General features: G+C 50.6%; 23 protein-coding genes. 8 read left to right on the top strand and 15 right to left on the bottom strand.

The window, feature by feature from the left end; genetic code table 11:
• Nucleotides 1-42: 42 nt before the first annotated feature.
• Nucleotides 43-531: an FKBP-type peptidyl-prolyl cis-trans isomerase gene (locus tag ACFSUS_RS02495; RefSeq protein WP_381518573.1), complete on the bottom strand. Its 489-nt coding sequence runs from the start codon at nucleotides 529-531 to the stop codon at nucleotides 43-45.
• 121 nt (nucleotides 532-652) lie between these two features.
• Here ACFSUS_RS02495 and ACFSUS_RS02490 point away from each other — a divergent pair, with 121 nt between their 5' ends.
• Nucleotides 653-1654, top strand: a complete 1002-nt coding sequence (locus ACFSUS_RS02490; protein ID WP_381518571.1) for a GNAT family N-acetyltransferase — start codon at nucleotides 653-655, stop codon at nucleotides 1652-1654.
• A 43-nt stretch (nucleotides 1655-1697) separates the two neighbouring features.
• On the opposite strand, the gene cdaA is transcribed toward ACFSUS_RS02490, so the two are convergent.
• Nucleotides 1698-2501, bottom strand: a complete 804-nt coding sequence (cdaA, locus tag ACFSUS_RS02485; protein ID WP_381518568.1) for a diadenylate cyclase CdaA — start codon at nucleotides 2499-2501, stop codon at nucleotides 1698-1700.
• Between the two features lie 204 nt (nucleotides 2502-2705).
• Here cdaA and ACFSUS_RS02480 point away from each other — a divergent pair, with 204 nt between their 5' ends.
• The 3 genes from ACFSUS_RS02480 to ACFSUS_RS02470 all read left to right on the top strand — a co-directional run bounded on the left by ACFSUS_RS02480 (nucleotide 2706) and on the right by ACFSUS_RS02470 (nucleotide 6100).
• Nucleotides 2706-3551 (top strand): UbiA prenyltransferase family protein, encoded by an 846-nt coding sequence (locus ACFSUS_RS02480; protein WP_381518565.1) that lies wholly within the window; start codon nucleotides 2706-2708, stop codon nucleotides 3549-3551.
• A 107-nt stretch (nucleotides 3552-3658) separates the two neighbouring features.
• Nucleotides 3659-5026, top strand: a complete 1368-nt coding sequence (locus ACFSUS_RS02475) for an erythromycin esterase family protein (protein WP_381518563.1) — start codon at nucleotides 3659-3661, stop codon at nucleotides 5024-5026.
• A gap of 198 nt (nucleotides 5027-5224) precedes the next feature.
• On the top strand, nucleotides 5225-6100 hold the full coding sequence (locus ACFSUS_RS02470; RefSeq protein ID WP_381518560.1) for a hypothetical protein: 876 nt from the start codon (nucleotides 5225-5227) through the stop codon (nucleotides 6098-6100).
• A gap of 56 nt (nucleotides 6101-6156) precedes the next feature.
• Here the strand turns inward: ACFSUS_RS02470 and ACFSUS_RS02465 are convergent, their stop codons facing one another.
• The 4 genes from ACFSUS_RS02465 to ACFSUS_RS02450 all read right to left on the bottom strand — a co-directional run bounded on the left by ACFSUS_RS02465 (nucleotide 6157) and on the right by ACFSUS_RS02450 (nucleotide 8194).
• Nucleotides 6157-6378 carry a VF530 family protein gene (locus tag ACFSUS_RS02465; protein WP_381518557.1) on the bottom strand — a complete coding sequence of 74 codons (222 nt, stop codon included), beginning with the start codon at nucleotides 6376-6378 and terminating at the stop codon, nucleotides 6157-6159.
• Between the two features lie 9 nt (nucleotides 6379-6387).
• Nucleotides 6388-6771: a group III truncated hemoglobin gene (locus ACFSUS_RS02460; RefSeq protein WP_381518554.1), complete on the bottom strand. Its 384-nt coding sequence runs from the start codon at nucleotides 6769-6771 to the stop codon at nucleotides 6388-6390.
• A gap of 108 nt (nucleotides 6772-6879) precedes the next feature.
• Complete coding sequence (locus tag ACFSUS_RS02455; RefSeq protein WP_381518551.1) at nucleotides 6880-7788, bottom strand: Nif3-like dinuclear metal center hexameric protein; 909 nt, start codon at nucleotides 7786-7788, stop codon at nucleotides 6880-6882.
• Between the two features lie 58 nt (nucleotides 7789-7846).
• On the bottom strand, nucleotides 7847-8194 hold the full coding sequence (locus tag ACFSUS_RS02450; protein WP_381518548.1) for an ArsC family reductase: 348 nt from the start codon (nucleotides 8192-8194) through the stop codon (nucleotides 7847-7849).
• Between the two features lie 423 nt (nucleotides 8195-8617).
• Between ACFSUS_RS02450 and ACFSUS_RS02445 the strand changes: the two genes are divergently transcribed.
• A complete protein-coding gene (locus ACFSUS_RS02445) occupies nucleotides 8618-9541 on the top strand; it encodes a YihY/virulence factor BrkB family protein (protein ID WP_381518545.1) in 924 nt (307 codons plus the stop codon).
• Here ACFSUS_RS02445 and ACFSUS_RS02440 read toward each other — a convergent pair whose 3' ends face one another.
• The 4 genes from ACFSUS_RS02440 to kdsB form a co-directional block, all read right to left on the bottom strand.
• Complete coding sequence (locus ACFSUS_RS02440) at nucleotides 9542-12502, bottom strand: glycosyltransferase family 117 protein (protein WP_381518542.1); 2961 nt, start codon at nucleotides 12500-12502, stop codon at nucleotides 9542-9544.
• Nucleotides 12503-13040: 538 nt separating this feature from the next.
• Nucleotides 13041-14480, bottom strand: coding sequence for an MFS transporter (locus tag ACFSUS_RS02435; RefSeq protein WP_381518540.1), 1440 nt, complete (start codon nucleotides 14478-14480; stop codon nucleotides 13041-13043).
• Between the two features lie 448 nt (nucleotides 14481-14928).
• A complete protein-coding gene (locus ACFSUS_RS02430) occupies nucleotides 14929-16551 on the bottom strand; it encodes a serine hydrolase domain-containing protein (protein ID WP_381518537.1) in 1623 nt (540 codons plus the stop codon).
• Nucleotides 16552-16684: 133 nt separating this feature from the next.
• Nucleotides 16685-17449 carry a 3-deoxy-manno-octulosonate cytidylyltransferase gene (gene kdsB / locus ACFSUS_RS02425; RefSeq protein WP_381518534.1) on the bottom strand — a complete coding sequence of 255 codons (765 nt, stop codon included), beginning with the start codon at nucleotides 17447-17449 and terminating at the stop codon, nucleotides 16685-16687.
• A gap of 287 nt (nucleotides 17450-17736) precedes the next feature.
• Between kdsB and ACFSUS_RS02420 the strand changes: the two genes are divergently transcribed.
• Genes ACFSUS_RS02420 through kdsA form a run of 3 tightly spaced genes read left to right on the top strand, consistent with a single transcriptional unit; the run spans nucleotide 17737 to nucleotide 20944 of the window.
• Nucleotides 17737-18942, top strand: a complete 1206-nt coding sequence (locus ACFSUS_RS02420) for a DegT/DnrJ/EryC1/StrS family aminotransferase (RefSeq protein WP_381518532.1) — start codon at nucleotides 17737-17739, stop codon at nucleotides 18940-18942.
• 36 nt (nucleotides 18943-18978) lie between these two features.
• Nucleotides 18979-20049, top strand: a complete 1071-nt coding sequence (locus tag ACFSUS_RS02415; protein ID WP_381518530.1) for an iron-containing alcohol dehydrogenase family protein — start codon at nucleotides 18979-18981, stop codon at nucleotides 20047-20049.
• Between the two features lie 46 nt (nucleotides 20050-20095).
• A complete protein-coding gene (gene kdsA / locus ACFSUS_RS02410) occupies nucleotides 20096-20944 on the top strand; it encodes a 3-deoxy-8-phosphooctulonate synthase (protein ID WP_381518528.1) in 849 nt (282 codons plus the stop codon).
• A 118-nt stretch (nucleotides 20945-21062) separates the two neighbouring features.
• Here the strand turns inward: kdsA and ACFSUS_RS02405 are convergent, their stop codons facing one another.
• The 5 genes from ACFSUS_RS02405 to ACFSUS_RS02385 all read right to left on the bottom strand — a co-directional run bounded on the left by ACFSUS_RS02405 (nucleotide 21063) and on the right by ACFSUS_RS02385 (nucleotide 24899).
• Nucleotides 21063-21581 (bottom strand): dihydrofolate reductase family protein, encoded by a 519-nt coding sequence (locus tag ACFSUS_RS02405; protein ID WP_381518525.1) that lies wholly within the window; start codon nucleotides 21579-21581, stop codon nucleotides 21063-21065.
• Between the two features lie 44 nt (nucleotides 21582-21625).
• Nucleotides 21626-22477: a helix-turn-helix domain-containing protein gene (locus ACFSUS_RS02400; RefSeq protein ID WP_381518523.1), complete on the bottom strand. Its 852-nt coding sequence runs from the start codon at nucleotides 22475-22477 to the stop codon at nucleotides 21626-21628.
• Between the two features lie 21 nt (nucleotides 22478-22498).
• Nucleotides 22499-23458, bottom strand: coding sequence for a ribonuclease Z (locus ACFSUS_RS02395; RefSeq protein WP_381519153.1), 960 nt, complete (start codon nucleotides 23456-23458; stop codon nucleotides 22499-22501).
• Nucleotides 23459-23486: 28 nt separating this feature from the next.
• On the bottom strand, nucleotides 23487-23879 hold the full coding sequence (locus ACFSUS_RS02390) for an STAS domain-containing protein (RefSeq protein WP_381518520.1): 393 nt from the start codon (nucleotides 23877-23879) through the stop codon (nucleotides 23487-23489).
• A 69-nt stretch (nucleotides 23880-23948) separates the two neighbouring features.
• Entirely contained in the window at nucleotides 23949-24899 is a 951-nt protein-coding gene (locus ACFSUS_RS02385; protein WP_381518517.1) for a phosphoribosylaminoimidazolesuccinocarboxamide synthase, read from the bottom strand.
• Between the last annotated feature and the right edge of the window lie 13 nt (nucleotides 24900-24912).

The following is a 24912-nucleotide window of genomic DNA, read 5'->3' as shown; positions in this document are numbered from 1 at the left end:
AGGTGGTTCTGGTAGCGACGCTACTTGTGCTACCAGAACCACCTAGTTGATCTTGATCAGGTCAATTTTGAAGATGAGAATGGAGTTCGCCGGAATGCCAGGCTGTTCCTGAGCGCCATAGGCAAGCGTGGGCGGTAAATAAAGTGTAATGCTTCCGCCAGGGGCAATTAACGGAATGCCTTCCTGCCAGCCTACAATGAGCTGATTTAAACCGAAGCTGACCCCGCTGCCACTGTCAAACGTGCTACCCGTTGTCAGTTGGCCACTGTAGTTGACCGTAACGTTAGAGCATACCGTTGGCTTGGGGCCCGTCCCCGGCGTTTGAATCGTGTAATAGAAGCCTCGGGCGTCGGCCGTAGCGTTAATTCGGTTTGCTTCTATGTACTGTTTGAGCGTAGTAGTTTCGGCCTCGGGAGCCTTAACAGTAACGGGAGTTGCATCACAGGGCGCTTGATCGGCCGACTGACAGCCACTCAGCAGCGAGGTGATGATTAGCCCGCTCAGGCTAAACTTTTTTATGGTCTGTAACATGGAGGCAAGTTAACTTTTTTCGTAACGTGCACCTTTGAGCTAAGGCTTACTTTTGGGGTTTATTCAGTTGATCTTTGAAATGACGCAGGGAATTATGTTGCCCGCTAATCTAAGTATACAAGTGAAACGCGAAGCTGATCCGGCGGCTGTTGCACTTTTGCAGCGAACCGTTTATGGTACCCGTGGTATTCGCTATCAGCATACGGGACAGGAGCTGAAAGTTACTCAGCTGAATGACCCGCATTTTTTTCACTTGTATGAAAGAGAAACCTTAGTTGGGCTGTACTGCCTCGATCAACGACCGCTCACAATGTCGGACGTCGCCGTACGTGGGTTCTATGGTCGTTACTTAACTGTCGATAACGCCCATGCCGGTAAGGGGTATGGGCGGTTGCTTAAACAATACGCCGTTACGTACGTAGAAACGCATTATCCACCGCCGTTGCTGTTCTACTCCTACATTGAGGAAAAGAACACGCGTTCCCTGCGGATATCTGAGAAAGAAGGGTTTCAATCAAGTCGTGTATTGAAAACGTTTGTCTTCCGACGATATGCTCCCCAGGCGGACCCGCGCTTTAGTCAGTTGAATCCGTCGGAAAAAGAAAACCTGTTAACCCGGCTAACCTCGTTTTACCAAAACTTTCACCTGACCACGTTCGCCCGCATCGGTTTTCAGAATAACTATTTCGTTCTCAAAGAAGGGGATGAAATCATTGCCGGAGTTCAGGCCAATGTGGTTCGCTGGAAATTCATGAATATGCCCGGCGCTGGTGGCTGGGTAATGATGAATCTGCTTCCATTGGTTTCGGCCACCCGACGCTTTTTTGACCCGTCGAACTATACATTCGCCGTGCTGGAAGGATTGTATTACAAAGGAGAACGGGAAGAGTCAGTTTACGTACTGTTAGAAAGTGTACTTGCTCATTTTGGTCTGTATACCGCCTTACTGCAGATCGATCCGCAGGCGCCTTATGCCGCGCTGTTCTCCAGGCCAGGAATGGGCCGGTTAAGCGGTTATCAGAAAGGTGTTTCCACTCACGTAATGATAAAGCCAGTCGGGTTAACCGATGCCCAGATACAATCGAATTTACCCGTCTACGTATCTGCCTTTGATTTTTCTTAAGATAGGAGCCGAGTGGTTCGCAGGCAGAAGACAACGTTCCACTCTATCGTTTAGGCTCACGCAGGTATCGTTCGAGCCGACTCTCCAGCTCGGGTTGGTTAAGGTTGGTAAAAAGTTCTCCGTTGAGCGCTAGCGACAATCGACCACTTTCTTCCGATACGGCGATGATGGCGGCATCCGTAGCTTCGCTCATGCCCAGGGCGGCCCGGTGGCGGAACCCCAGCGCCGGCGGAAGCTCATCATCGTCGGACACAGGCAGTATGCAGCGAGCCGCCCGAATGCGCCCGTCGCTAATAATGACGGCTCCGTCGTGCAGTGGGCTATATTGGCTGAAAATAGCCAGCAGTAAGGGTTTCGAAACATCGGCGTCAATGATCTCGCCCGACTGCGCGAACTTTTCCAGATCATCATTTTTCTGAAGTACCATCAAGCCTCCAGAAAACTCCGTACTTAAGGCGCGACAGGTATCCAGAATGGGCTTCAATGGCGTCCGGGCATCTGTTGCGTCCGATTGCCGTAACAACCACCGCCGAAGTAAGCGATTGTTCGTCAAATTGGTAGATTTGCCAATAAGCAGTAAAAACCGGCGAATCTCCTGCTGAAATATGATAATCAGGGCTAATGCGCCCACGCTGATGAAGTACTCCAGAATGGTAGTCATCAGATTAAGACCCAGCGCCTTTACCAGCAGATAAGCCAGATAAACCAGCAGGTAACCAATAAACACCCGGCTGGCTACGCTGCCTCGCACAAGGTTGTAAATCTGATAAATTAACAGGGCTACTAGCCCAATGTCGAGCAGGTCGAGCCAGCCAACATCTAAAAATCCCAGGCGAAATGCCAGCATGAATGAACGTATAAAGTTTTGGGGCTAAAGATAATCAGAATCCAATCTGTACATCAGTGATTAGTTACAAAAGCGGCTGGAAAGAGTTAGTGTAACGATCAATGATTGCATTTGGGAGCTTATGATTCCTGATTCGGTAAGATAGTCGGGACGGTGAGTTACTTTATGAGTTAACCTTATACATTAAGCGCGCTCAACGAACGGATGAATCGTTTACTACGTATTGGCCAGGCCGTTCTAGACTATATAATCTTTAGTAACAGTCTTATTGCGTGCTGTGCACTAGCGATGGGTGCCGCGACGGCTCACGTATTCGGCTTGCAACTGCCGTCGTCATTTTGGGGTTTGTTGTTCTTTGGCGCCTTGTGTAGCTATTCGTTGCACAGTTATTTAACGGTGTCGACGGATACCACCCGCCGACGCATTGGCTGGATTAACGAGCATAAAAAGGTTTTACTCGGTTTGTTCGCCGGAGCGGCAGTTGTTACACTAGTTATGCTTGTGGCCCTGTCGCGGTATTGGTTGCTCTGGTTGCCAGCTGCCATTGTTACGTTCCTGTATACGGCCCCGAAAATTAACCGCTATCCGTTCATTTACCTGCGACGCATTGCCGTGCTGAAAACAGCGTATCTGGCTTCGGCCTGGACGTATGTAACAGTCTTGCTGCCCTTGCTGATGGCCGCGTCTGCCTGGCCCGAACGCATGAGCTGGTGGGTGTTGAACCGCTTCTTCTGGATATACTGCGTTTGTTTCTGGTTCGATTATCGCGACCGGGACGAAGATCGTTTGTCGCCCCACCTGACACTGGTAGCCGACATGAGTGAGCAGCAGGCCATGTTATTTTTCGGTGGACTGGTTGGTGGTTTTATTCTAACTCTTTTCCGACTGCACCACCACGGCATGACCAATGCTCAAGTAAGCCTGGCTACGTTGCCATTGATTTTGCTGGTAGTCGTTACGGGACGATTGCGCACCACTACATCTGACTACTGGTACTACGGCTACGTTGACAGTCTGTTGTTGCTATCTGGCGGGATATGGTTGGTTTAGGGTAGTTAGACGGTTTTTCCATAAGCTCTTTAATGCCAAACTTTCCCTATCTGTCGCGGTTTCAGCAGCAGATAGCTCGATATGAAAGTAGGTAGAAGGGTAGACAGATGAGCCAACTCACAAAACAACAATACGACCTGAAAGCTGGCTGGCCGGAGTCGGCATCCAACCAGGCTAGTGCAAAAGACCTGCAAAACAGCATTCATCCGTTGGTGAATGAGCAGGATCTGGATGTGCTGCTCGATCAGATTGGGACGTCTCGGTACGTCTTGCTTGGCGAAGCTTCACACGGCACGGCGGAGTTCTATACCTGGCGGGCTGCCATATCCCGCCGACTCATTCAGGAAAAAGGCTTTACGCTGATTGCCGTTGAGGGCGACTGGCCCGACGCGTATGCCCTGAACCAGTATATACGAGGTGATGATAAACCCGGCCGCGTCCGGCAAGTGCTCCGGCGATTTAACCGCTGGCCAACCTGGATGTGGGCTAATGAAGAAATTGCTCAATTAGCTGAGTGGCTCCGTGAGTACAACGACCGCACTGGCCTAAATACCTCCCAGGTCGGTTTTTATGGTCTGGATGTGTACAGTCTGTGGGAGTCATTAGACGAAATTCAGCAAACGCTTACACGGATTGACTCACCCTTGCTTGCCTTGGCTCAGGAAGTGCACAACTGCTTTGCCCCTTACCGGCGCGATGAACAGACGTATGCATTAGGAACGTTACATGGTCGTCAGTGCGATCGGCCGGTAGCGGATTTACTTCATGCGCTGCAAACGGCTCCTATGCCTGAGCTAAACCCCGACGAGCGGTTTGCTCTCATCCAAAATGGGTATGTAGTGGCGGAAGCCGAACGCTATTACTATACCATGGTCCGCGATGGGAACGAATCCTGGAACGTTCGGGATCGGCACATGGCGCAGACGCTCGATCGACTTATGGACTTTCATGGCTCTAACGCTAAAGTCATTATCTGGGCGCACAACACCCACGTGGGTGATGCTCGCTATACCGACATGACCGACGAGAACATGATTAACCTGGGCCAGCTGGTCCGCGAGAGGCATGGCGACGAAGGAGTGTACATCGTTGGTTTTGGGACTTACGAAGGAGAGGTAATTGCTTCCCATCGGTGGGGAGCGCCGTATCAGCGACTACCGGTTCCCAAGGCGCAGTCGGGCAGTTGGGGCGACATCCTGCATTCCATCAGCTCGCAAGATAAGCTGCTACTGCTCGATCAGCTACGTAACACCCCCGATTTAACGAGCCGTAGAGGGCAGCGGGCCATTGGGGTGGTGTATCGGCCCGAACGTGAGTGGGGTAACTACGTCCCTACCAATTTGCCCCAGCGGTACGATTGCTTTATTTACCTGGATTGGACAACAGCTTTGCACCCACTTGGTGTTGCCGAAACGCAACAGGGAAAAAGTGAGGATGCTCCTCGGAATGAGTATTCTGTGATTAATGACGCCTAATCATGACGGAATCAATGGACTTATGAGAGCCTTTTTCTATTGCCTCATTTTACTTAATACGTGAATCAGGTATGCAGAAATGATAATAGTACCACCTAGGCGAGTGATGCGCTGTTATTGTTAAAGAATGTCTTAGCGTGAGTAGTAATCTCATGAATTGACTCTTGTTCTGACGAAGTCATTTCCCATTACATTTCTATGAAGACGTTAATCCTCATTACCGCCTGCTTAGCCGGATTACTTTCGTTGCATAAGACAGACGTAGACGTGAGTCTAACGCTTACTCAGTCAACCACTATCGACTCGCTCGGTGCGTGCCAGGGTGTGAGTTACCAGCAGGGCAAGGCCTATCTGTACGGAGACCGTGAGGTAGGAATGATTCGCACTTACAATGTGGGACAAACCGGACTAACCTACACGGGGCAGGAGGTTAAACTGACCGAAGGTGGGAAAGATGTTATCAACCATCCAACTGGCATAGCCTATAATGGAAAAGGGCCTACCTTCATTGGCAACAGCATTCGCTTGAATCCCGAAGGTACCAAATGGCGGGCCGTCATCTATTGCGTCAATTGGGAGGGACTGCTGCGCACCCAAACGCTGGACGGTAATCTGCTGAACACCATTGAAGACGATGCCTGTATTCAGGGGACTCGGCCCGAATACGTCCAGTATAACAACAAGTGGTACGTAGCCACGGCTGACTATGGTGATAAGGGCAATGAGGTACGGTTCTACGATCCTGAGAAACTGGCCAAAGCAAAGAAAACTAGTGAACCAGGTGTTGTTGTCAGGAAGTTCACCTGCACGCCCTGGGTACAAAATCTGCATTGGATTCCTTCGAAAGGCCTGCTGGTGCTCATTCAGAACCAGATTCAGGGCCGGAAATGGCGCTTTACGTTTATAGATTTAAAAAAATCAGTCGAGTCGGGCCAGCAGCAGGTTATCAAGGTAATTGATACCGACAAAGCTGATGAATTAGAAGGCTTTGCGCTTCTAAATAGCCAAACAGCGGGCCTGGCGGTTACGTCGTCAACGACTGACAACGTGCACTTTGTGAATGTAAGTTGGTGAGGTTACAGCCGCTGTAGTAACCATGCGGTGGGGAGTCGCCCAGAGACGATTAGCTGCTACTTCCAAAAGGTTTTCAGGTATAGCTCTTCGACTTTTTGCCGGGCCCAGGGCGTTTTCCGCAGGAACGTAAGACTCGACCTGATGCTCGGATTGCTTACGAAACAATTAATTCGGATGCGGTCACCAAGTTCGTCCCAACCGTAATGCGTAACGAGTTCCGTTAAAATGGCTTCCAGCGTCTTGCCGTGCAATGGGTTATTGGGTTGTGATGGCGTCATATCAACGGACTAGCTATTCAAATAATTTAGTTTCTGATTCCAGACTATGGCGATCTGGGTAGCGCGCTGCCGCACCTGGTCGGCGGTTTCGCCGGTAAAGTTTTCCGCGAGGGTCGCGTAGAACAACTGCAACCAGCGTTCAAAGTGTTCGGTACGTAATGTATGCTTCTGATTAACCAGCAGATGAGGCCGAAACGGGTGTCCGTTGTAGGTGTTGTTGCCGAGAATGATGGTTTCCCAGAAGGCGTACATTTTGGGCAAATGACTCGACCAGTCAACCTGCGCTACATCCGTAAAAACCGGACCAATTAGTGGATCGACCCGCACTTTATCGTAAAACGAATTGACCAGAAACCGTATGGCTTCGGGCGAATCGAGGGTTTGCTTGTGCATGACTATGCGTTTGTAAACAGGGAGCGCTAGGTGGCAAACACGGTTGGTTATGTAGTACTATCTCACAACCGTTTAACGCAGTTGACTACCTATTTAATTCAATCACGATCACTCGTAGGAGAACGGGTTGCCCGATGGAATATACGTGACGTTAATGCCGGGTACCTGGGGTTTGAGCCAGCTGACAAGCCATTCCATGCCCGCGGCTTCACTCATGATGTGACCCAACACCACCAACGATAACTTCTGTCCCGAACGGCGTGCGTCCCGTACGTATTCGGGCGTTTCCCACTCGCTGGATTCTCCGCAGATGACAACCTCAGGCCTGGCTTTCTCAATGGCGGCAATCTGGTTGCGTCCACCCGATGCACCGGGCAACAGTAATACTCGCTGGCAAACCTGATTTCGATCGCCAACGACACGTACCGTCTTAATATCAAGTTTCTGCTTGGCGTGAGCAATCAGCTGGTGCAGAGGTGTTGCAGGCATGGTCAGCACGTGCGAGTTATCGTCCTTGGCATATTTAGCCCAGTCCAGCTTCGACAACATGCCCGTCCAGATGCCATCGGGGCGGTGCGAATGCCAGTAGTCGTGAAACCGCCAGACAGCAATGCCATGTTTGGTCAGTAGATTCTGTTTGTAACGTAAGACATCACTATCTTTCAGCCAATCTGTTTCGTCGGCGTGGTTATAGAACGTGGGTTCGTGGGCAATGATGAAGTTGGCCCCGGCCTTAGCGGCTTTTTCAATGACCTCCGTTGTTGCAAACATGGTGGACACAATGCCCGTTACGGGCTGAGACGCACTTCCGGATTTTAACGTATCAACCGTTTTAGGAAATGGCGCATCAGGAATCGTTTTCAGAATCATCTCCATTATCTGCCCAACTGTAAGTGGAGCTTTACCATCGCTCAACGGGTAGGCTTGGCTCAGCAGTGGCGTATTGATCAGCATTGACGTACCCAAAGCTTGGGTTATACTGACTAGAAACTGGCGTCTTTTTAAGGAACTGCGCATAAAAACTGGTATAAGAGCTATGACAGTAGAAAGCTTATGCAGGGCTTTCTTTACCGCCTTACACGCCAAACGTTTTGTCGTAGTCGTCGGCTTTGAAGCCTAAAGCAACGATCTGACCATCTGATTCAATCAATGGTCGGCGGACTACGGACGGCTTGTCGAGCATGAGCGTAATAGCGCCCTCAGCATCCGTTGGTTTTTCAGCGTCGGGCAGTTTTTTCCAGGTTGTTCCGGCTCGATTAACCAACTCTTCCCAGGGCTTCTGAGTGAGCCAGCGTTCAATCGTCTGCCGATTGATACCTTGTTTTTTGTAATCGTGAAATTGGTAGTCAACACCGCGTTCGGCCAGCCAGGTACGGGCTTTCTTCACGGTATCGCAATTCGGAATGGCGTATAAGGTATACATAAGATGAGATTGCGTCCCGTAAAAATAAGCGTAATCAAGAGAACGCCGATTGTTATGATACGTATGATTTTCATGATCATAGTCTATCATAAACATCATAACAATCGGCGTTCCATAAAGTCAATTCATTCGTCGCTGCTCGTCTTCCGTAACAGTTCGTCAATTGCCGGCTGCTCTTAGCTTACGATTTCTAAAATTGTACCTAAAGGTCAGGCTAGCGACGCGGGTTGCGCTATAGGTGGCAAAGTGAAAATCTATGTTCTAAAACAGGACTTTGCCGTAGAAGCGCTGACGGTAGTCTGGAGATCACGCTCAACAAAAGGCTGATTGATCAATGCAAATAGTTTATCAGGAGATAGCCGCAAATTCAAACTATGTGACTTCGTGCGCGGTTAGGCAGAAAGCATGGTACCCAAATAACTTGTGAAAAAAGTTGCGCCCATATTTCAATTAGCCGTTAAAGCCTTTGATAACTTAAAGGCCAACGACCCGATTCGAATGGCGGCTGCCACCGCTTTTTTCACCTTCTTCGCCCTGCCAGCCATTGTCATTATTCTGAGTCAGTTATATGGCGGGTTGTTTAACGAACGGGAGCAACGATTTAGCGGCCAGCTTTTCCGAAAGCTGGCCGATTTGTTTGGCTATCAGAGTGCCCGGCAGATTCAGGATATTTCGCAACACCTGCAACAACGCCGGTCCAGCGAGGTGCTGACCATTCTGAGTGGGTTTATTTTACTGCTGGCTTCCACTACGTTGTTTGCCATTATCAAAAATTCGCTCAATCAGCTCTGGAATGTAAAGCCTACCACCGGAAAGCGTGTTTTGTATACGCTAGTGAGCAAACTAGTGGCGTTGGGCATCATTCTTTTCTCAGGAATACTGTTTGTGATCTCGCTAAAGTTGCACCGGCTATTGTCGTCCTTACAAAATCGGGCCCTTCCTGAGGGGGTTAACTACGAGTGGTTAGGAAATGGAGGGCATCATCTGCTATCGGCTGTTGTATTGACGATTTGGTTTGCGTTTGTATTTAAGTTTTTGCCCGACATTCGCATTCGTTGGCGGGCCGTTTGGGTAGGAGGGCTGGTAACGGGTGTGCTGGTTGAAATTGGCGAGCAGGTATTAGACCGGTTGTTAATCAATAGCCAGGTTAGCTCGCTGTACGGGACATCCGGGGCGCTGATTCTGGTGCTGCTTTTCGTGTTTTACTCTGCCTTGATTTTTTACTACGGCGCGAGTTTTACCCGTCAGTATGCCCAGTGGATTCACCTGGCAGCCGAACCGGCGGCTCACGCCGTATCGTATCAGATCAAGGAAGTGGATAGCGATGGGAACGTTTCCCTTAACTAATTAGCCTAGGGTGTTAATGTGCTTCTGGATGATAGCTTCGTACTTGCTGGCCGCAGCCGTTTGCTTAGCCTCTTTACAGGCTTCGACAATGGTTTGCAGGCTGTACAAATCCGAGTTTGGATCGCCAAACCGCTTGCCACGTTTGGCATACGTCAGGTTTTGATCAACGCGGGTAGCCATAATATCCGCAATTTCCAGCGCTTTCTTTGTGTCGCCCACGGCTAATAGCAACCGTACGTAGTTCGACGAAAAGTAGTCGTACGGAATGCTTTTATCGGGTATTATCTGCAACGAATACGTGAGCACCTGTCGGGCTCTATCGGGCTTATTTTCCCGAATCAGCTGATCGGCCAGTCGGAGGAAAGCCAGCCGGGCGGTAATTGTTGGGGAGCGTTTGTAGGTCTCGTCGTAGTACACGTCGGGGTTGTCAAATTCCCGCCAGGCCGTCTTTTTCATCAGGTTCGTATACATAATGTCGGAGTTAACGTAGCCATCCTGCGCTCCTGGTATGGCTACCGGCATCAATCGATACGCGTAGCCTTCCAACTGCATATAGGGTTTCAGGTTGAGGTAGTGCTCCGTGGCCAGCGTACTCGAAAAGTAAATGGGCCGCTGCCAGTTGTTGGTGGCAATCATATCGAGCATAATCAGGTCAGGTTTATAGAGGTCCTTTTTGCCGATCGTCCATTGCAGGGTATCTTTTAGTAAAGGCTTGAGATCAGCCGGGACAAAGTTGGCTTTCTCGACGGCCGCCTTATCGATGGGCAGAAATAGCACCGACGACGGCAAAATGTTGGTCATGTCGCCACTCGTGAGCGGCACCTGAATGGCCTGACTATTGGTCTTAACGAGGTTAAGGTATTGCTTGAGGTCAATCCCGCTTTTCACCCCCGACACTTCGTAAAACGGTATAATCTCGTTCTTCCCCTTGTTGAACTGGTCGAACTCCAGCGACATAGGTACGGCTTCTGACTCGTAGGTTTTGCGCTTCATTTGCTGGATGTACCATTCGGTGCCTAACAAGCTTAGGTTACAAACCCGCACGTCGCGTCGGAAACCTTCTACCTCCTGCACATACCAGAGTGGGAACGTATCATTATCGCCTTCGGTAAATAAGATGCTGTCGGAAGCGCAGGAACTAAGCAGGTTCTTGGCAAAGTCAACAGACTGATAGCGATTGTCGCGGTTGTGGTTATCCCAGCTTTTGACTCCCATCATCAGCGGCACCAGCGAGCATAGCCCAACCACCAGCTTACTGCGAACGGAATCATCCTTAAGGACGTAGCGCACTCCCTCGGCAATGGCCATCACGCCCAGCCCCAACCAGATGGCAAAGAAATAAAACGAACCCACGTAAATGTAGTCCCGCTCGCGGGGTTCGGAGGGGGGCGAGTTCAGAAAGACTTGCAGGGCAATGCCGGTAAACAGGAATAGTAACCCAATAATTAACGCATCGTGCCGACGCCGGAAGTACTGAAAAACAATGCCGAGCAGGCCCAGCACAAAGGGAAGCATGTAGAAGTTGTCGCGGGCTTTGTTAGCCTTGAGTAAGTCGGGAGCCTGCTGATCGTCAGACCAGGGTAGGAGGTAGCCAGCACCTTCTTCGTCGCTTTCCCGGCCGGCAAAGTTCCACATCAGGTAGCGCCACCACATGTGGCCCAACTGGTGACTGAAGAGGTACTTAAGGTTATCAGCCATGGTCGGCTTCTGCCCCTCAGCCAAACCCAGTATCTGGCGGTAAAGTTGTGGGTGGTCCCGTTGGCTGCTGTAAATACGAGGAAAGAGCATCTGGTCGCCTGGCGCGTAAACGTACTCGGGTAGGTAGTCGAAGATAACGTACTTGTTGCCTTCCTTTTTCCACATGGGCGCCCCCCGCTTTTGATCGATGGGGTGGGCCGTAAAGACGGGGCCATACAAAAGAGAACGGCTTTCGTACTGCTCACGAGCCTGATACGCCTTAAAATTCAAGACATTACTCGGGTCGTTTTCGTTAAGTGGTGGGTTAAACCCGGCCCTGACGAGTACCTGCATGTAGGAGGCATAACCAATCAGCACAAAGGCCAGCGCGAGGAGGGCCGTATTAAGCACGACCCGCTGCTGCCGAACCGACCAGATAATGCCATAGGCAACAAGACCAACCAAGGCTAATATAAAGAAAATCGCTCCGCTGTTGAACGGCAGCCCCAGCGTGTTGACGAACAATCGCTCGACGGCAAACGCCATACCTGGTAGGCCCGGAATGGCTGCATTGATGATGCCAAGCACAACTAAGCCAATCCCGAACGCCATAGTTCCTCCCCAAAAAGTGGGTTTGGAAGCCTTCCTGAAGTAATAAATCAGGGCCAGTGCTGGTAATATGACAAGGTTAAGTAAGTGCACCCCGATCGATAAACCCGTTAGATAAGCAATGAAGATGAGCCAGCGGTTGGCCGCGGCTTCATCCTCGATGCGCTCCCAACGGAAAGCAGCCCAAACGACAATGGCCGTGAAGAACGACGACATGCCGTACACCTCGGCTTCGACGGCCGAAAACCAAAACGTATCGGAGAAGGTGTAAGCCAACGCGCCGACTGCTCCTGTGCCCAACAGCAACAACTTGTCATTTATAGGGTAATCGTCGGTTGAGCGGTTGGTAGTGGTACTAAGCAGTTTTTCGCCCAGCATCGTGATGGTCCAGAACAGGAACAGAATGGTAAAGGCGCTGGCCAGCACAGACGCCATGTTAATCCAATACGCAACACGGGTCGGATCGCCGAACGATAGCATGGAAAAGATCCGGCCTATTAAGAGAAAGAAAGGGGCTCCGGGCGGGTGGGGTACCTGAAGTTTAAACGAGCTAGCAATGAATTCACCGCAGTCCCAGAAACTGGCGGTACGTTCAACGGTACGTGCGTAGGTAACAAGCGCGATGGCGAAGATACCCCATCCGGCAAAGGTGTTTAGGCGTTTAAAGGTTTGCATAGTGTTGAGAGCCAACTGATTATTTTCTGTGTAAGTAGCGCTCAAAACTAGATAGCAAATCGCCCGGCCTATGGCTGAGGAGCGTTAAAGTATGTTAAGGCATTGTGTTAAAGTTTGTTAAGCCTATAAGGATGAAGCCAGCTGTTATTAATTAACTCTTGATCATAAGTTACGGCACCTTTTATTAAATAGAAGGTGTTGCTTGTATTTCCAATTCGATAACCGAACAACTTTTGTTCTATTCCTGTGCTGGATCGGCTCCGTTGGCTCACTTCAAACTCGACTGCCCAGCTAAAGCCCACTGCTATCTGTTATAACTTAATCAGTGGGGTGACAGAGCTGTGTCAGTTCTGAAATACATCCCACTCAGATTTGGTAGTGTAGTGAATGGTGGTTACAAACAGACCGGCTTGTTTCAGGGCGGTCTGTTTCGTACGCGGGTAAAGCCAACCGGGGTTCACCCGTTGGCGAGCCTTCTACTGGGCGGCAGGGTGTCAATTCATACTCGTAGCGTGTCGTTGCTACTAATTCACGCAATCTAGTGCCCAGCTTTTGTTACTACGTCCTTGTCAAAATCAAGCCCTTGTTTTCGCAACACCTGCTCAACCCGGATCGCAAAAAAGAACAGATAGCCAAAGCAGAGCAACGCTACCACATACGAGGGCTGAATGCCAATCAGATCGGCCAGTTTACCCTGTGCAACGGGAATGATGGCTCCGCCCAGAATCATCATAATTAGGTAGGCTGACCCCTGGTTAGTGTATTTGCCCAAACCCGCCGTACCTAATGAGAAGATGCTGGGCCACAAAACCGAACAGAATAGCCCCCCGCTGATAAAGGCGTACAGCGCTACGTCGCCCGTTGTCAGCAGACCGATGAGCATGGCCGTTCCCCCCAGTCCTGTGAAGATGAGCAGCGTCCGAACGGGTTTTCCACCACTGGCGAAAAAGGCGCCAATCACGACCAGGATGCAGATTACATACGGATACATTACGCTCACATCGGAGCCGCCCAGGGCCGCAATGCCCAACACAATGCCGAACGCTACGAAGGGGACAATCACCATCAGTATCCGGCGGGTGTTCGGCTTCAGGTCGAAGTTAGGAATAGACCCCGTCCAGCGGCCAATCATCATACTGCCCCAGAACAACGAGATAAACGGCGAAATCTGAGATGAGGTGAGCTGGCGGGTTTGAGCGAGGTATTCGCCCAGGTTGCTACCGATGGTCACTTCCACGCCAACGTAGACAAAAATAGCGATCATGCCCAGCACCAACTGCGGGTAGCGTAGAACGCCTGTACCCACCTCCACCTCTTCGTCATTGGTAATGCGTGGTAGTTTAGATGCTCGAAAAAACAAGGCTAGTGCCAGAAACAACGCCCCCACAATTAGATAGGGGACTTTAACCGATTCGACGGTGGCATTGGCGGCTGCATCAGCGGCAATGCTGCCAAAAATAGCCAGCGAGACAATGGTCGGCCCAATGGTGCCGCCGAGGTTGTTAACGGCCCCCCCGAGATTGATACGTTGGGCGCCCGTCGCCGGATCGCCCAGCGCAATCATAAACGGTTGGGTGGCGGTTTGCTGTAACGAAAACCCCAACCCGACAATAAACAGGCCCGACAGCAGCAGCGGGTATGATTTGAACTCGGCCGCGGGGTAAAACATGAGCGTTCCAACGGCCGAGATCAGCAATCCGTAGATGATCCCATTTTTGTAGCCAATCCGGTTTAAGATGTCTGTCTTGAGCGAAGCTGACACCAGCAGATACAGCACCGAGCCAACGAAGTAGGCTGCATAAAAAGCGAAGTCGATAAACTGAGCCTGGGTTTGGGAGAGGCCAAATTTTGCTTTAAAAAGGGGAATCAGAATGCCATTGGAAGCAGCCACAAAGCTCCAGAAAAACCAGACGGTCATCAGCGTGTATAGAGCCGAGCGGTTGTCGGCGGTGGCAGGCTTTTGGGTTAGGGTATTCATATCAGCGATTTTAGTCCGCAAATTAGGTCATTAGAACGCTTAACGGAGTACTGAATAGTATAAAATAAATTATTCAATCGCCATTTATCAGCTAGCCAGAGAACCACCGCAGCCATAAGGCGCTTTGTAGCACTACACTTTCTGTTTTAGCAAACAATGCACATCGTATGTACAGATGGGAGTTGACACTCCTTTGTTCAGAAGAATACTTACCTATTTACCGATTACCACCGGTTATGATTGATGAACCCTTACAAATTTGGTTGAAGCTGAGTTACAGCTATTAAACGTAGAGCGGGAAAAAGAAGGACTTTATCAGTCAAGGCGCAGTCAATTTGCAATAACTACTCCAACCTGTTCATTACCCAAATGCCTTGATAGCTCCTTAATAAAAGCAGCCGCATCAATTGACGGTGATGCGGCTGCTTGGTACACTCCTCAGGAATAGCTATTCTTTCTGAGAAACTGATTCAGGCCGGGCTTTGCCGTGCAGAGCTGGACGTTGATCTTTGGTTCCGTTCAGTTTGGACAGACTATTCTGGAAACTCACGTCAACGCTTTCCTTGTCGCCATAGTGGCAGGTGATGGTATCGTAATGGGCCGTTTCAATGAATCGCCAGGTCATAACAAACGTGTTTGGATCACTCCAGGTACCGCTAGCTGCAACTCGGGTTTTGGTCTCGCCGGGAACAGGCGTCGCTACTAATTTGAGGGGAATGGTCGAAAATGTAGTATCCCCTTCTACCCATCGGTTAATGCCGCAAGTTACCTGATGATCACCCGTGTCGTCCTGCACTTTGAAAATGCAACCGTCTTTACCAAACGAAAGCGATACCAACTTTACTTTCAATGAATTGTCCTCTATCGCATACGTTTTGCCACTCACCTGCACCGCCATCGGCGAGATTGACTGCATCACAGGCGGAGCCAGGGCCAGGGTGGTTAGCTTACGCTTTAAGGCATCCTGGGCGATTTTGTCGGATGACGGCGTGGTTGATTGGGTAGTTGGTAAAATATGGTTCCAGACTTCGTCGAGGATGGCCTGCATATCGCCAGTTTCGGACGTTATGGCGACGACCATGTCTTCTTTAGGAATCACGATGCAATACTGACCAAAGGCCCCGTCGCCCCGATAAGCGTCGTGGCGGCACCGCCAGAACTGATAACCGTACCCTTGTAGCCAGTCGTTTTCTTCGGCCTTACGTTTGCCACCTGCCGACTGCACTTGCTTCTTGGTAGCGTCGGCAACCCAAGACTCGGGTAGTAGCCGTTTACCGTTCCACATTCCTTTTTGCAAGTATAACTGGCCAAATTTAGCAATATCTTCGGTACGTAGTCGCAGTCCCCAGCCGCCCGTGTTAATGCCTTTAGGATCTACCTCCCAATCTGCCCCTTCAATCCCCAGCGGATCGAATAGCCGAGGTTTTAGATACGCCAGCACCGTCTGGCCTGTCAATTTCTGAACAATGGCCGAGAGCATGTATGTAGCTCCGCTGTTGTAGACAAAGTGCGTGCCGGGTTGGTGTTCGACCGGTTGCGCCAGAAACGCCTTGATCCAATTTTTATCGTCGGCTGCCAGCATTGGTCCGGTAGTGTCCTTATCATGACCCGTCGACATGGTCAGCAAGTCTTTCACCCGCATAGCCGCCAGGTTTTCACTAACCGTGGCTGGTAGTTCGGAGGGAAAGAACTTAACCACCTTGTCGTCCACCGTCAGCTTGCCTTCGGCTACGGTCATCCCTACGGCTGTTGATGTAAAGCTTTTACTGAGCGAATAGAGTGTGTGCTTAAGTTGGGGAGCATACGGAGCCCACCACCCTTCGGCAACGACCTGACCGTGGCGAACCACCATCATGCTGTGCAGATTTAGTTTATTACTCTCGACGGCCTGTACAAAATTGAGCAGCCTACTCGCCGAAAGTCCCTGTACTTCAGGCAAGCTACGCGGTAGTTTCAACGACCGGGTAGGAGCGGCCCACCCTAATGACGTAACGTTGGTGGCGATGGTAAGGCCGGCGGCACCGAAGCCAAGTTGCCGGAGAAACGCCCGACGATTAAGGTTTAGAGACATATAAAAAAAGCGATTAAGCTAGGTAGACTTTGCGAATTACACTGCCTTGCAAAGCGGAGCTGCTATCGTTTATACTTATAGATTTTCTTCCCATAGCGGGCGGTTCAAACCGCCCGCTATGGGAAGAAAATCGCTAGTTGGTGGGCGGTTGTTCTACCTTTTCAATATCCGAAGGACTGTCCACGCTCTGGGCGATGTACTTGGTTGAGGTAACGTTGATGCGGAAGCCAGCTTCGAGCCAGCGTAACTGCTCCAGCGATTCGGCCTTTTCGAGCGGAGAGGGCGGCAGATGGCTAATTTGTTCGAGGATGTCGGCGCGGTACGCATACAAACCCACGTGCCGGAAATACGGGTAGTGCGTATGCCAATCCGCCGGGTCGACACCCCGGAGAAACGGAATTGGCTGTCGGCTAAAATATAGCGCTTCGCCTTGTGTGGTGAGCGCAATCTTTACTTCGTCAGGATTATGAAGCACTTCCGCCGAATCAACATCCGTACACTGCGTGGCTATTTCGACCACACCGTCAAGAATGGTGGTTAATTCATCAATTTGATTCGGGTCAATGAATGGCTCATCCCCCTGAATATTGACCACGTAAGCCGGCGTAGTCAATGATAATTCTGCCTGGAGTTGCTGGTAAGCCTCCCAGCATCGGTCGGTACCCGTGGCATGGTCGGTCCGGGTTAGTAAAGCTTTGCCACCAAATGCCTGCACGGCGTCGACAATGCGCTGGTCGTCAGTCGCTACGGCAACGTGCGTCAATGATTTTGCCTGGGTCGACTGCTCCCAAACGTGCTGAATCATGGGTTTGCCGTTAATGAGTGCGAGGGGTTTTCCGGGGAAGCGCGTTGAGCCATAACGCGCCGGTATAATGCCAATAAACAAGGTGTCTGCCAAAATAAGGTGATGTTTAAGGTTGGTGTCCGGCTAGTCAAAACGCTGCCTTGAATAACACGTCTACGTCTGTTATGATCGACAAAATTGAGGCAAAGTTACGGTTAGTTTTCGTGAGCTGGGGGCGTATCGGCCAACAAGTCTGCAATCGGTAGCCCGACTATGGACGCACTTCCGTAAATTTGGGACAAAATTAATAAGCAAAGGCGCTGGCGCTGTTTCATGACGTTTTTTGCGTTCGTCGGAACGGTTTCTCAGGCTCAGTGTCTGCCACGTAACCTTTATTTTCTATGCCGGGCATGGAATTCTTTGGCGCCCAGGAGCGCGCTGAAATCAATGATGTTCTCGAAACAGGAATTCTGTTTCGCTATAATCACGAAGCACAACGTAATAACGTGTATAAAGCCCGCGAGTTTGAAGCTGAAGTAGCCAAACTGGTCGGGGCCAACTACGCTCATGCCGTAGCCAACGGTTCAGCGGCAGCGTTGTGTGCTATGGTAGCCGCGGGTATCGGGGCTGGCGATGAAGTGATCGTGCCACCCTTTACGTACGTCGCCACCATCGAAGCGGTATTACTGGCCGGTGCTTTGCCGGTTTTCGCCGACATCGACGAAACGCTCTGCCTGAGCGCCGAAGGGATTCGTCGCGCCATTACGCCCCGCACCAAAGGAATCTGCCTGGTGCACATGTGCGGTCAGATGGCCGACATGGACGCCATCATGGATGTCGTAAACGAGCATAATCTCGTGCTGGTCGAAGACGCCGGGCAGGCTATGGGTGCCAGCTACAAAGGTATCTCGACAGGGCTTTGGGGACGAGCGGGCGCTTACTCATTTGACTTCTTCAAAATTGCGACCGCTGGCGAAGGGGGCATTATGGTGACCAACGATGAGCAGGTTTACCGTTTCGCCGATAACTATTCGGATCACGGTCACGACCATATCGGTAGCAACCGGGGCATGGAACAACATCCAGTGCTGGGCTTTAACTACCGCATCAGCGAACTACACGCTGCCGTTGGATTGGCCCAAACGCGCCGGGTGCCAACTATCGTTCAGCAGAATAATACCCACAAAAAGCGGCTCATGGACCGGCTATCGAACGTAGCTGGTGTATCGTTTGCCCGCATCCCTGACCCATCGGGCGATTCGGCGACTTTCCTGAACCTGCTGTTGCCGAACGAAGCGGCTGCCCGCCAGACTGTAGCCGAACTTCAGGCTGCTGGAGTTGGTGGCTTCAATTACTGGTTCACGAACATGTACCACTTCATCAACCAGTGGGATCACCTGAAAGAAATGCGGACGGCTTCGGCCTTGCCCATTGAAAAGTTTGGCGCTCCGCAGGATTACAACAACCTGGACATTCCTAAGGCTCAGGAGGTAATTGGCCGGTTAATCTCGTTCGGTATCCGGGCTACGTGGACGCCTGAAGAAGTTGATGCTCTGGCCGATCAGATAGGGGTCGCTGTTAATCGAGCTATGCCAGTCGCGGCCTAAGACTAATTTATCATTTACTATCATAGTACTGACTTAATGCATAAGAATTTCAAAGGCGTTGATAAGACCGTTTTCGGACGGGGAAGTTTCGACCAGCTGGGCGATATTCTGGCCCCGCGCCGAACCGGCGACGATCCGTACATGGTCTTTGTGGTTGATGCTTACTTCAAAGGCAAACCGCTGGCGGGGCGGCTACCCGCCGAAGCCAACGACCGCGTTTATTTTATCAGTGTTGAAGAACACGAACCCACCACCGATCAGATTGATACGTTGCGCGACGAAATTTTGGCGCAGCAGGGCTTACCAGCGGGCGTAATTGGCATTGGCGGGGGCAGCATTATGGACATTGCAAAAGCCTTGTCGCTGATGCTCACCAACGAGGGCTCGTCTACGCAGTATCAGGGCTTGAACCTGATTAAGAAACCGGGCGTTTACCACGTGGGGGTACCAACCATATCTGGCACTGGGGCCGAAGTGTCGATGACAGCCGTATTGACCGGACCCGTGAAAAAATTAGGACTCAAGTGCGAATGGACGGTGTTTGATCAGCTCGTGCTCGATCCGGATCTGATTGCTTCTGTGCCACGGGACTGGTGGTTCTATACAGGCATGGATACGTTTATTCATTGCATCGAGTCGGAGAATGGGCATTTCAATAATGCGTATTCCCACGCTTATGCCGAGCAGTCGCTGGCGTTGTGTCGTCAGGTGTTCACCGTCGGCCAGAATCCGGAAACCGATGAGAAGCTGATGGTAGCCTCGCTTATGGGCGGTCTAAGCCTGACGTATTCCGAAGTGGGCGTATGCCATGCGTTGTCGTATGGCTTGTCGAAGATCCTGGGTACGCGGCATTGCTATGCCAACTGCCTGATCATGAATCATCTTGAAGACTATTATCCGGAAGGCGTAGCGGAGTTTAAGCAACTGGCGGCCCTTCATCAGATTAATCTGCCGCAGGGGCTATCGGCCGAGTGGGACGACGATACGATTACCAAAATGGCCCACGTATCGTATAATTTGCCGCATATGTGGCACCACGCCATTGGCGAAGACTGGGAACAGCACATCACGATTGATGGCCTGAAAGATCTGTTCCGACGGCTGTAAATGTGTATGTGGTCTTTACGTCATTTTAACTAAAACCAGCAGTACGATGGAAAAAAAAATTGTTCGCGTAGGCGATATTGACTGTGGCTCAGACGAGCTTTTCCTGATTTCGGGTCCTTGCGTGATTGAGGATGAGCGGACGATGATGACCGTAGCCGAACAGCTTAAAGAAATCTCGGAACGACTGAAAATCAAGGTTATCTATAAATCGTCGTTTCAGAAAGATAACCGTTCAGATCTTACATACTATACAGGCCCCGGTCTGGAAAAAGGCATTGCGATACTCGCCAAAGTGAAAGAGCAGTTTGGTTTTCCACTACTGACCGACATTCACTATCCTGACCAGGCGGCTCCAGTGGCCGAGGTGGTCGACGTGCTGCAAATTCCGGCTTACCTCTGTATGCAGACGACCCTGATGGTGGCAGCGGCTAAAACAGGGCGAATCATCAACGTAAAGCACGGGCAGTTTCTGGCACCGGAGAACATGAAGCATCCGGTCAAGAAAATTGAAGATTCGGGTAACAACCAGATCATCCTGACCGAGCGTGGCTATACATTTGGCTATAACGACCTGGTGGTTGACCCCCGTAGTTTTTATCACATGAACAGCACGGGCTATCCCGTTGTTTTCGACGTAACGCACGCCATCCGGAAATACGGTATTCCGTCGGCTAGCGCAAGTGGTGGGGCTCGGCAGTACTTGCCGGTGCTCGCTCGTGCGGGTGTGGCTGCTGGCATTGATGGACTGTTCATTGAGACGCATCCTTGCCCATCAGAGGCACTCTGTGATGCCGCCAGCCAGTTGAATATTGAACAGCTGGAAGAGTTCATGAAACCGCTGCTGGAGCTACATGCCGTAACGGTAAAATACGCCAATAAGCCAGTTCCGGCTTAAGGGTTTGAAGATGCACCAGGACATTGAAAAGGCGGTTTACTTTCGAGTAAGCCGCCTTTTTGTGTTACAAAGTAAAATGTTGCTTACTCTTGCGACAGCAGACGCAGTCGGCACCTATTTACTTCTTAATGTAATCAAGCTGCACCATCCCTTTGTCGAGTGCTTTAACGTCGAACAACGTCCAGCTTGATAGGTGGTCAGACGGTGGAAACAGCGGTATGCCTCGGCCGATAGTGACTGGGATGATGAACAGGGTAATCTTGTCAATAAGCTCCGCCTGCAACAATGTCGTAATTAATCGGCCACCACCGACAAGCCAGATAGCCAAACCGTTTTGTTGTTTTAGGGCCTTGATAAACTCGGTCGCGTTTCCTGTAATGAACTGAACGTAAGGCGCATCCTGCGGTTCTGCATTACGGGTGAAGACATAGTTGATCTTGCTTTTATACGGAAATTCGCCGAAGGACAACACCTCTTTGTAGGTGTTGTTACCCATCAGGATTGTATCGATAGTGTCAATAAAAGCATTATAGCCATAATCAACGCTTTCAAAAGGGGTTAACCAGTCGACTTCGCCATTAGACCCCGCAATATAGCCGTCGAGGCTACTGGCAATCAGAAGGTGTATAGTTTTCATACGGCAATATTCCGCATGAATGGCGCTCTAAAATTGTACAGGTGTTACGCAGCTTCCCAAATAAAAGAGGGTGAAAACGTGTCAGCAGTCGCGGCAAACGGATTTACACTACCCATTCGGACGAATTTCTGATAATCGCCCGGAGTCATGTTGGCAAACTCCCGGAACAGACGAATAAAGTGTGCCTGATCGAAGAAGTGATGCTGGTGAGCAATATCGGTTAGTTTACGGCCAGGCTCAGTAGTTATGGCTTCTGCGGCTGTTCGAAACCGATTCAAGCGAAGGTAGTGGCTGGGAGAAAGACCAATGTACTTCTGAAATGACTCATTCAACGACTTACGACTGATTCGTAGCGTAGCGCATAGGTCAGAAATGATACCGTCCTGAAATGGTTGCTCTTGCAGGTAATGGCTCGCGTAAAAAAGATACGCCGGAATGTCTTTGTCAACGTAGCGGCTAACCAGAAACCGTTCGAGAATTTTTAGTTTGACCGTTGCTTCATTCGTTTGCTGAAGCCTGTCGAGTACGCTATACAGAGCCGGACCAACGAGATCTTGGCTAGCTATCGTCTGATTAACTAGATCAAAGCCGCCTATGCCAGTCAGTGCATAAAGTCCCCATGGCTTCAGCAAAGCCCCCATGGTTTCATGTTGCCCAGCGGTTATGGTACGAAGAGGTGTTGTCTGTAATCCACTCAGCCAACTGCTTTCATCCGTAATAATTGATGATCCGCTGGATTGCTGAACGGCAAAATGATCCGAAAAATTAATTACCCACTCCGTATGCAACGTCGGTAGGTTGAGGCCACGTAGCATCAAGTCGTTAGCCTCAATATGCCAAAGTTTATCAACAAAAAGGGCCAGCAGCCCATGAGGAACATACACCGTAGCCTTCATGGTTCAGAATCGGTGTATGACCTATGGTTTGCCTATGTCGATGGTCTCTCCTTCAATCGCCAGGTACGTTTCTGGAAAAACGGTACGGGCTTCTTCCAGAAAGGGCTCGAACTGTTTGTAGCGCGATGAAAAATGACCGATCAGCAGCCGTCCGACTTTAGCCTTAGCGGCAATCGTAGCTGCCTGTTTAGCTGTGGAGTGATAGACTTCGGCCGCTCGTTGGGCATTATCTTCCAAAAACGTTGCTTCGTGATAGAGCAAGTCTACGCCCTGAAGCTGAGGGATTAGCGCTTCAACGTAACGGGTGTCGGAGCAGAACGCAAATGAACGGGCAGGAGGGCCGGGCTCGGTATAATCGGCAACGGCATACATGATTTTGCCGTCCGCGTCAACAATGTCCTGACCGTCTTTCAACTGCTTTAAGTACTCCACTGGTACATCAGCTGGTAACTTTTCACGTAGTAGATGTGGCTTGTGCGGCTTTTCCCGGAAAAGGTAACCCGTGCAGTCAATGCGGTGTTGTAGGGGAACCGACTCGACCGTTACCTGCGGATGATCGAGCAGGAGCGCCGACTGGTCAGGATTTATGGCTTGAAAGTGAAGCTTATAGCCTAATCTGGAATCCGAAACGCGAAAGATAGTCGTCAGCACCTCATCCAAGCCGCGCGGCCCGAAGAGATACAGATCTTCAGTACGTCCGCCCAGATTCAAGGTTGATAGGAGAGGGGCTAGCCCAAAATAATGATCGCCGTGCAGGTGGCTGATAAAAATATAGCGTAAGCGTCCCGGCCGGATCTTTTGCTCTATCAGTCGGAGCTGCGTGCCTTCTCCACAGTCAACGAGCATATAGTCGCTGCCGACGGTGAGCAACTGAGCCGTTGGCGAGAGACGTAACGTGGGCGTGGCTGACCCGGCACCCAGTATAGTGAGTGTAAATGGTAAATGAGCCGAACGGTGGCGTTCCGTTGCTGGCTGGCCCATTATGTCCGGTGTAGCCGCGGCCGATGCATCATCCGGCGTCGTACTCATCGTCGTTTTCGCTCCTAAAATCGTTTTCCAGCTCATTCATGAAAACAGCATCGATTGCTTCTTCCACCGTTGGCAAGATAGTTAGATCGCTGATACTGGCTTTATCTAAAAATTCAATCAGGGTATCGTTCTTCGTAACCAACACCAACAACCCAACTTCATTTGTGCATTGCCGGTTTATTTTTCGGATTGTATTGACACCGGCCATGTCGACCGATTGCAGGGGCGTCATATCCACAATGATATTGCTGTATCCTTCTCGAAACAGCACTCGGCTTAAGGTCTCAAATTCGGCGGGAACGTCCCCTTCGAATGCACTTTCGGCCAGGCGAATCAGCGCGTATTGTTCGTTTTTTTCAATGGTGTAATTCATAGTAGAAGGAATACTTCAGAATAGAAAGGATGTTTAGGAATACCTACTGATGGTTAGTAACGAAGCCCATTACTTAGTAAGTGTCCTCAAAATGGCGGATTCAATACGCGAAAGTGAGTCAGAGCCTTCGGCGGGCTGAAACGATTGACCCGTAACGGTCTCAAACAGTTCAATGTAGCGCTGAGAGATTTGGTTTACCCATTCATCGGACATAGTCGGAACTGTCTGACCAGTCTTTCCCTGAAAGCCGTTTGCAATCAACCACTCTCTCACAAACTCCTTCGACAGTTGCTTCTGGGGCTGGTTGGCCTGAAGGTTAGCCTGGTACGTATCGGCGTAAAAATACCTTGACGAATCGGGCGTGTGTACTTCATCAATCAAGTACACGTTGCCGTCCAGATTGCCAAATTCGTATTTGGTGTCGACCAGGATCAGGCCCCGTTCGGCGGCCATCGCCGTTCCCCGCTCAAACAAAGCCAGGGCGTAGCGCTCTAATTGAATGTACTCATTTTCGCTCACAATGCCCCGGCTCAGGATTTCTTCGCGGCTAATGTCTTCATCGTGGCCTTCGTGCGCTTTGGTTGAAGGGGTAATAATTGGCGTAGGGAAGCGGTCATTTTCCCGCAATCCGTCGGGTAATGCTACCCCGCAAAGCATTCGGCGTCCATCGCGGTACTCACGCCAGGCATGACCCGCCAGATAGCCCCGTACCACCATCTCAACGGCATAAGGGGCACAGTTGAGACCAATACTTGCGTTCGGGTCAGGCACTTCCAATAGCCAGTTCGGTACAATATCAGCCGTGGCTTTCAGAAAATAGGCTGCCGTTTGGTTCAGCACCTGCCCCTTGAACGGAATAGGCCGGGGCAGCACTACGTCAAAAGCCGAAATGCGGTCCGACGCAATCATAATTAGTTTGTCAGGGAAGGAATATACATCCCGAACCTTACCGCGGTAGAAGCCTGTCTGGCCAGGAAACTGGAAGTTGGTTTCCTGAATAGCGTTTAGAGTCTTGGTCATTATCTATCAATAA

This window comes from Spirosoma soli (assembly GCF_042684525.1).
GTDB classification, from domain to species: domain Bacteria; phylum Bacteroidota; class Bacteroidia; order Cytophagales; family Spirosomataceae; genus Spirosoma; species Spirosoma soli.
This window is presented reverse-complemented; position numbering and strand designations above follow the sequence as displayed.

Bases quoted from the DNA above. Each gene is read 5' to 3' on its own strand.
- ACFSUS_RS02495 (WP_381518573.1), bottom strand. From the start codon at position 531: ATGTTACAGACCATAAAAAAGTTTAGCCTGAGCGGGCTAATCATCACC.
- cdaA (WP_381518568.1), bottom strand. From the start codon at position 2,501: ATGCTGGCATTTCGCCTGGGATTTTTAGATGTTGGCTGGCTCGACCTG.
- ACFSUS_RS02480 (WP_381518565.1), top strand. From the start codon at position 2,706: ATGAATCGTTTACTACGTATTGGCCAGGCCGTTCTAGACTATATAATC.
- ACFSUS_RS02475 (WP_381518563.1), top strand. From the start codon at position 3,659: ATGAGCCAACTCACAAAACAACAATACGACCTGAAAGCTGGCTGGCCG.
- ACFSUS_RS02470 (WP_381518560.1), top strand. From the start codon at position 5,225: ATGAAGACGTTAATCCTCATTACCGCCTGCTTAGCCGGATTACTTTCG.
- ACFSUS_RS02465 (WP_381518557.1), bottom strand. From the start codon at position 6,378: ATGACGCCATCACAACCCAATAACCCATTGCACGGCAAGACGCTGGAA.
- ACFSUS_RS02460 (WP_381518554.1), bottom strand. From the start codon at position 6,771: ATGCACAAGCAAACCCTCGATTCGCCCGAAGCCATACGGTTTCTGGTC.
- ACFSUS_RS02455 (WP_381518551.1), bottom strand. From the start codon at position 7,788: ATGCGCAGTTCCTTAAAAAGACGCCAGTTTCTAGTCAGTATAACCCAA.
- ACFSUS_RS02450 (WP_381518548.1), bottom strand. From the start codon at position 8,194: ATGTATACCTTATACGCCATTCCGAATTGCGATACCGTGAAGAAAGCC.
- ACFSUS_RS02440 (WP_381518542.1), bottom strand. From the start codon at position 12,502: ATGCAAACCTTTAAACGCCTAAACACCTTTGCCGGATGGGGTATCTTC.
- ACFSUS_RS02435 (WP_381518540.1), bottom strand. From the start codon at position 14,480: ATGAATACCCTAACCCAAAAGCCTGCCACCGCCGACAACCGCTCGGCT.
- ACFSUS_RS02430 (WP_381518537.1), bottom strand. From the start codon at position 16,551: ATGTCTCTAAACCTTAATCGTCGGGCGTTTCTCCGGCAACTTGGCTTC.
- ACFSUS_RS02420 (WP_381518532.1), top strand. From the start codon at position 17,737: ATGCCGGGCATGGAATTCTTTGGCGCCCAGGAGCGCGCTGAAATCAAT.
- ACFSUS_RS02415 (WP_381518530.1), top strand. From the start codon at position 18,979: ATGCATAAGAATTTCAAAGGCGTTGATAAGACCGTTTTCGGACGGGGA.
- kdsA (WP_381518528.1), top strand. From the start codon at position 20,096: ATGGAAAAAAAAATTGTTCGCGTAGGCGATATTGACTGTGGCTCAGAC.
- ACFSUS_RS02405 (WP_381518525.1), bottom strand. From the start codon at position 21,581: ATGAAAACTATACACCTTCTGATTGCCAGTAGCCTCGACGGCTATATT.
- ACFSUS_RS02400 (WP_381518523.1), bottom strand. From the start codon at position 22,477: ATGAAGGCTACGGTGTATGTTCCTCATGGGCTGCTGGCCCTTTTTGTT.
- ACFSUS_RS02395 (WP_381519153.1), bottom strand. From the start codon at position 23,458: ATGGGCCAGCCAGCAACGGAACGCCACCGTTCGGCTCATTTACCATTT.
- ACFSUS_RS02390 (WP_381518520.1), bottom strand. From the start codon at position 23,879: ATGAATTACACCATTGAAAAAAACGAACAATACGCGCTGATTCGCCTG.
- ACFSUS_RS02385 (WP_381518517.1), bottom strand. From the start codon at position 24,899: ATGACCAAGACTCTAAACGCTATTCAGGAAACCAACTTCCAGTTTCCT.